The organism is Gemmatimonadota bacterium (assembly GCA_039715185.1).
In the GTDB taxonomy this organism is placed as follows: domain Bacteria; phylum Gemmatimonadota; class Gemmatimonadetes; order Longimicrobiales; family RSA9; genus DATHRK01.
Genome location: JBDLIA010000151.1, coordinates 1 through 4,183, shown reverse-complemented (window position 1 = coordinate 4,183; position 4,183 = coordinate 1). Strand labels below are relative to the sequence as shown.

The 4,183-nt window shown below is 69.3% G+C and carries 5 protein-coding genes; 2 read left to right on the top strand and 3 right to left on the bottom strand.

Annotated features, from left to right (window positions below):
• Positions 1-298: fused response regulator/thioredoxin-disulfide reductase (locus ABFS34_15935; GenBank protein ID MEN8376917.1), on the top strand; the 298-nt coding region annotated here is incomplete at its 5' end.
• Positions 299-311: 13 nt separating this feature from the next.
• Complete coding sequence (locus tag ABFS34_15930) at positions 312-1,271, top strand: fructosamine kinase family protein (protein ID MEN8376916.1); 960 nt, start codon at positions 312-314, stop codon at positions 1,269-1,271.
• A gap of 20 nt (positions 1,272-1,291) precedes the next feature.
• Here the strand turns inward: ABFS34_15930 and ABFS34_15925 are convergent, their stop codons facing one another.
• The 3 genes from ABFS34_15925 to ABFS34_15915 all read right to left on the bottom strand — a co-directional run bounded on the left by ABFS34_15925 (position 1,292) and on the right by ABFS34_15915 (position 4,060).
• Positions 1,292-1,753 carry a hypothetical protein gene (locus tag ABFS34_15925; protein MEN8376915.1) on the bottom strand — a complete coding sequence of 154 codons (462 nt, stop codon included), beginning with the start codon at positions 1,751-1,753 and terminating at the stop codon, positions 1,292-1,294.
• The gene (locus tag ABFS34_15920) at positions 1,750-3,402 is read right to left on the bottom strand and encodes an amidohydrolase (protein MEN8376914.1); all 1,653 of its coding nucleotides are present in this window, start codon (positions 3,400-3,402) and stop codon (positions 1,750-1,752) included. The genes ABFS34_15925 and ABFS34_15920 overlap by 4 nt, the downstream gene beginning before the upstream one ends.
• Positions 3,403-3,586: 184 nt before the next feature.
• Positions 3,587-4,060, bottom strand: coding sequence for a hypothetical protein (locus ABFS34_15915; GenBank protein MEN8376913.1), 474 nt, complete (start codon positions 4,058-4,060; stop codon positions 3,587-3,589).
• Positions 4,061-4,183: the final 123 nt, after the last annotated feature.

The window sequence follows — 4,183 nt, the reverse complement described above, 5'->3', positions numbered from 1 at the left end:
GGTGGACGCCACCGCCATGTTCATCTTCATCGGCGCCAAGCCGCGCACGGACTGGCTGGACGAGCGCATCGCCCGCGACGAGCACGGATTCGTCATGTCGGGGTCGGACACGGAGTGGAGCGAGGCGGCCGCGGCGGTCGGCTACCCGGAACGGGCGCCGTTCCCGCTGGAGACCAGCGTGCCCGGCGTGTTCGCGGCGGGCGACGTGCGGTCGGGCTCGGTGAAGCGCGTAGCGTCCGCGGTGGGCGAGGGCTCCATGGCCGTGATGTTCGTGCACCGCTACCTGGGCGAGGTCTGAGGCCCGACTTGGCGTGAGCTCCGCCGAGGCGGTTCCGCCGGGGCTGGAGCGGGCGGTTCGGGAGGCGCTTGCCGGAGCCGAGCCGGCCGATCAGGGCACCCGCGCGGACGTCCCCGAGCCGCTCAATTTTCGGGCGGTGTCCGGCGGCTGCATTGCCAACGCGCTCCGCGTGTCCGCGCCGGGGCGATCTTCCGCCTTCCTCAAGTGGGCCCCGCGCGGCGATCCGGCCGCAGCGACCTTCGACGCCGAGGCCGCCGGACTGGAGGCGCTGGCCGCCTCCGGCGCGGTCAGGGTTCCGGGCGTCCTGGGCCGGCTGGAGGCCGAGGACGGCGCGGGGCTGCTGCTGGAGTGGTTGGAGCCGGTGCGTCCTGGCGCCGGGGCGTGGCGCGCGCTCGGCCGGAGCCTGGCGGCACTGCACGGGGCCGATCCGCCGCTGGGGGGACCCGGTTGGTCCGCCGACAACTTCATAGGCACGCTACCCCAATCGAACGAACCCGCCTCGGACTGGGCCGAGTTCTGGTGGGCCCGGCGGCTTCAGCCGCAGATTGAGATGGCCGGCGCGGCGTTGGGGGCTCTCGCCCCCCGGCTCGACCACCTGTGCGAAGCGCTTCCCGATCTGCTCTCCGGAATCGGGGAGGACGGCCTCTCCCTCCTGCACGGCGACCTGTGGAGCGGGAACGTGCTGTTCACGGACGCCGCCGATACCGGGTCTGCTGGAGACGACTGCGAGGGGGCGCTGATCGACCCCAGCGTCTACGTCGGTCACCGCGAGGTCGATCTGGCCATGGCGGAGCTGTTCGGAGGCTTCCCGCCGGCCTTCTTCGAGGGCTACGAGGGGGAGCGGCCCACGCTACCGGGTTACGCAGATCGCCGACCCGTCTACCAACTCTACCATCTGCTGGTGCACGTCAACCTGTTCGGCGCCGGCTACCTGCCGGGGACCGCACGGGCGCTGGAGCAAATCGGCGCTTAGATGTGTCCTGAGGCCCCAGCCTAACCGGGTCGCTCGGCGGAGAAGGGACCCCGGACGGTCACGCTGTCGGTGCGGATGGGCACACCGCGAACGAAGTTGATATCGAGGAATCCGGACGCCCCCGAAGCGCTCCCCGCGTTGATTGAGACCACGCCCGACACCGCGAAGAAGGAGTCCCCGCCCAGGCGCATGGGCGGTTCTCCACTCGCCCCACGAGTATTCTCGTCGACCGTGAAGACGCTCCCGTTGTTGCTACCCTCGGAGAAAGACAGATCAAGCCTGTCGTCGGCGTCGGCGATCAAGGTCAGGTCGAAGGCAACCAGCGGATCACCAACGAGTTCGGCGCTTCCCGACAGCGTCGCCGTACGCGTGCCCGTGACTTCGATGGAAAACGTACCCCCGGTCCCGGGGTCGGCCGGGTCTTCGCCGCAGGCCACCGTCAGCACGAGGACGCTGACGAGCGCCGGTGCCGAGAGCCTCACGTCGTGTCCTCGCCCGTCTCGTAGACGACCCGCCCGCCCACGATCGTGAGCAGCACCCTCAGGTCCTTCAGCTCGTCGGGCTCGACCTCGAAGGGTGAGCGATCCAGCACAACTACGTCAGCCAGCTTGCCCGGCTCGAGCGCGCCCTTCTCGTTTTCCTGCCCCGCGGCCCACGCGTTGTTGACGGTGTATGCGCGCAGCGCGGTCTCCACGTCCACGCGCTCCTGGGGGAACCAGCCGCCTTCAGGCGCGCCGTCCAGCGTCTTGCGCGTGACCGCCGCGTATATCCCCTGGATCGGGCTCGCGGGATACCAGGACGCGTTCGTTCCCGGCCAGTCGCTGCCGAAGGACAGCAGCACGCCCGCGTCGCGCAGGGTGCGGAAGGCGTACGCCCAGCGCCCGCGCTCGCCGATGCGTTCCTCCATCCAGCGCATGTCGTCGATCGCGTGGTAGGGCTGCACCTCGGCGATCACGCCCATCTCGGCCATGCGTCGGGCCACATCCGCGTCGCGGATCACTTGCGTGTGGATCACCCGCCAGCGGTCGTCGGCCGGGATGGAGGCGTTGGTCCCGGGCACCGCCACGCGCCGCGGCTCGGGCCTGGGAGAGGCGGCGCGCACACCTCCGTACATGTCGAGCAGCGTGTCGATCGCCTCGTCGCCAATGGCGTGGATCTGCGGCCACAGCCCGGACGTGTCCGCGCCGGCGATGAGCGACCGCATGTTGCCGGGCGGTGACATCATCGTGCGCCAATCGCCTCGCACCCCGGTGGTGACGTACGGCTCGTAGAAGCGCGCGGACGAGTTGCCCATGATGCCGTCCACGAAGCCCTTGAGGCCGCCGATGCGGACCCAGTCGTCGCCGTGTCCGTGCCTGATTCCGACGGCGGCCAGCTCATCCCACTTGTCCAGCGTGGGCCGCGCGTACACTCGTGCGGTCAACTCGCCGCCTTCCTTGAGCCGCTGAAAGATGTCGAGCTGGTTGGGCCCCGTGATGTCGTGGATCGTCGTCACACCGTGACTCGCCAGGCGCCGCAGCGCGAGCCGGCTCTCCGCCAGCCGCTGCTCAAGGGGCCGCTCGGGGATCACGGAGCGCACGCGCGCGGCTGCGTCCGGGCTCAGCCGGCCGGTGGGGGAGCCGTCTACGCACTCGACCCCGTCGGCGCCGCAGGCGAGGTCGGCGAGCTCCAGAGCGCGGCCGTTGGCCAGGTACACGCCGCGGTCCCAGCGCGAGAGAAGCGCGGGAGTTGTCGCGGTGATGGAATCGATCAGGGACCGGTCCGGAACGAAGACGGGAGCAGCGGCCGACTCGCCCGCTTCCGCTCCCGAGCTGCCCGCGGCCCAAGCCTCGTAGGCGCCCCAGTCGCCGTCCACTAGCCAGCTTCCCGACGGCAGCCGCTCGCGCGCAGCGCGCACGCGCGCGATCAGTCCCGCCGCGTCCGCCACGTCCAGGAGATTGATGCCGAGCAGGAGTTGTCCCGCGCGCTCGAAGTGCGTGTGGTTGTCGATGAAGCCCGGGGCGACGAAGGCCCCGTCAAGCGAACGCACCGTGGCCCCGTCCAGGTAGGGCTCAATGTCCCCCTCGCTGCCCACCGCCAGGACGCGGTCGCCGCGTAGCGCAACGGCCTCCGCCCAGGGAGTGTCCGGCATCCCTGTCCACACGCGTGCATCGACGAGGACGAGGGTAGCTGGCTCGGAGGGAGAAGACTGGGTCCCATCCTCGACCTGGGAAGTCGCCGGGGTTGCGAAAAGTAGGCCGGGAATAATCGAACCCCAGGCAAGACGAACGCCCCAGTGGAGGATGCTGACGAATGGGCCATGCATAGCGCTTGCTCTATTCCCTGGATCGTGCCTGGAAAGTGCCGGTTACGCTGGCGGTGTCCGAGGAGACGAAGAGTGTATCCCCGCCAACCACGGTGAGGTTGAAACCACCAACCGTAACAGAGTCAGTTGCCACCGATACCGAAAGGGTGCCTGAACGCGCAAAGAAGAAAGCGCCGTCCAGCTGCAACGTGGAGGTGAAGGCTCCCAGAGGCATCGAGTCGATCAAGATGACGCCGGGCGACGGCTCGTCGGACAGCGTCAAGGAAAGCCGGTTGACGGGGGTTGTCTCGTCCTGCATGGAGAGCTCCCAGAACGCGCCAGCGAGGACCCCGAACACCGCAGGACCCTCCAGGGAGGCAGTGCGTGCGCCCGCAACCTCGAGAGAAAAAGAACCGGTGGGCCTGGGGTGGGGTCCGGTGGCATCATCGTCGCATGCCGAGACGCCAATGACCAGCGAAACCAGGACTGGAATGGAAAAGCGCATCGACCCTGCCTGTCCGGGTCCTACGCCGAGGCCCCCACCAGCGCCTCGGCCATCAACGCGACGCCTTTGGCAAGGTCATCGTCGGATGCGGCGAAAGAAAGGCGCGCGTAGCGGTCATCGCCG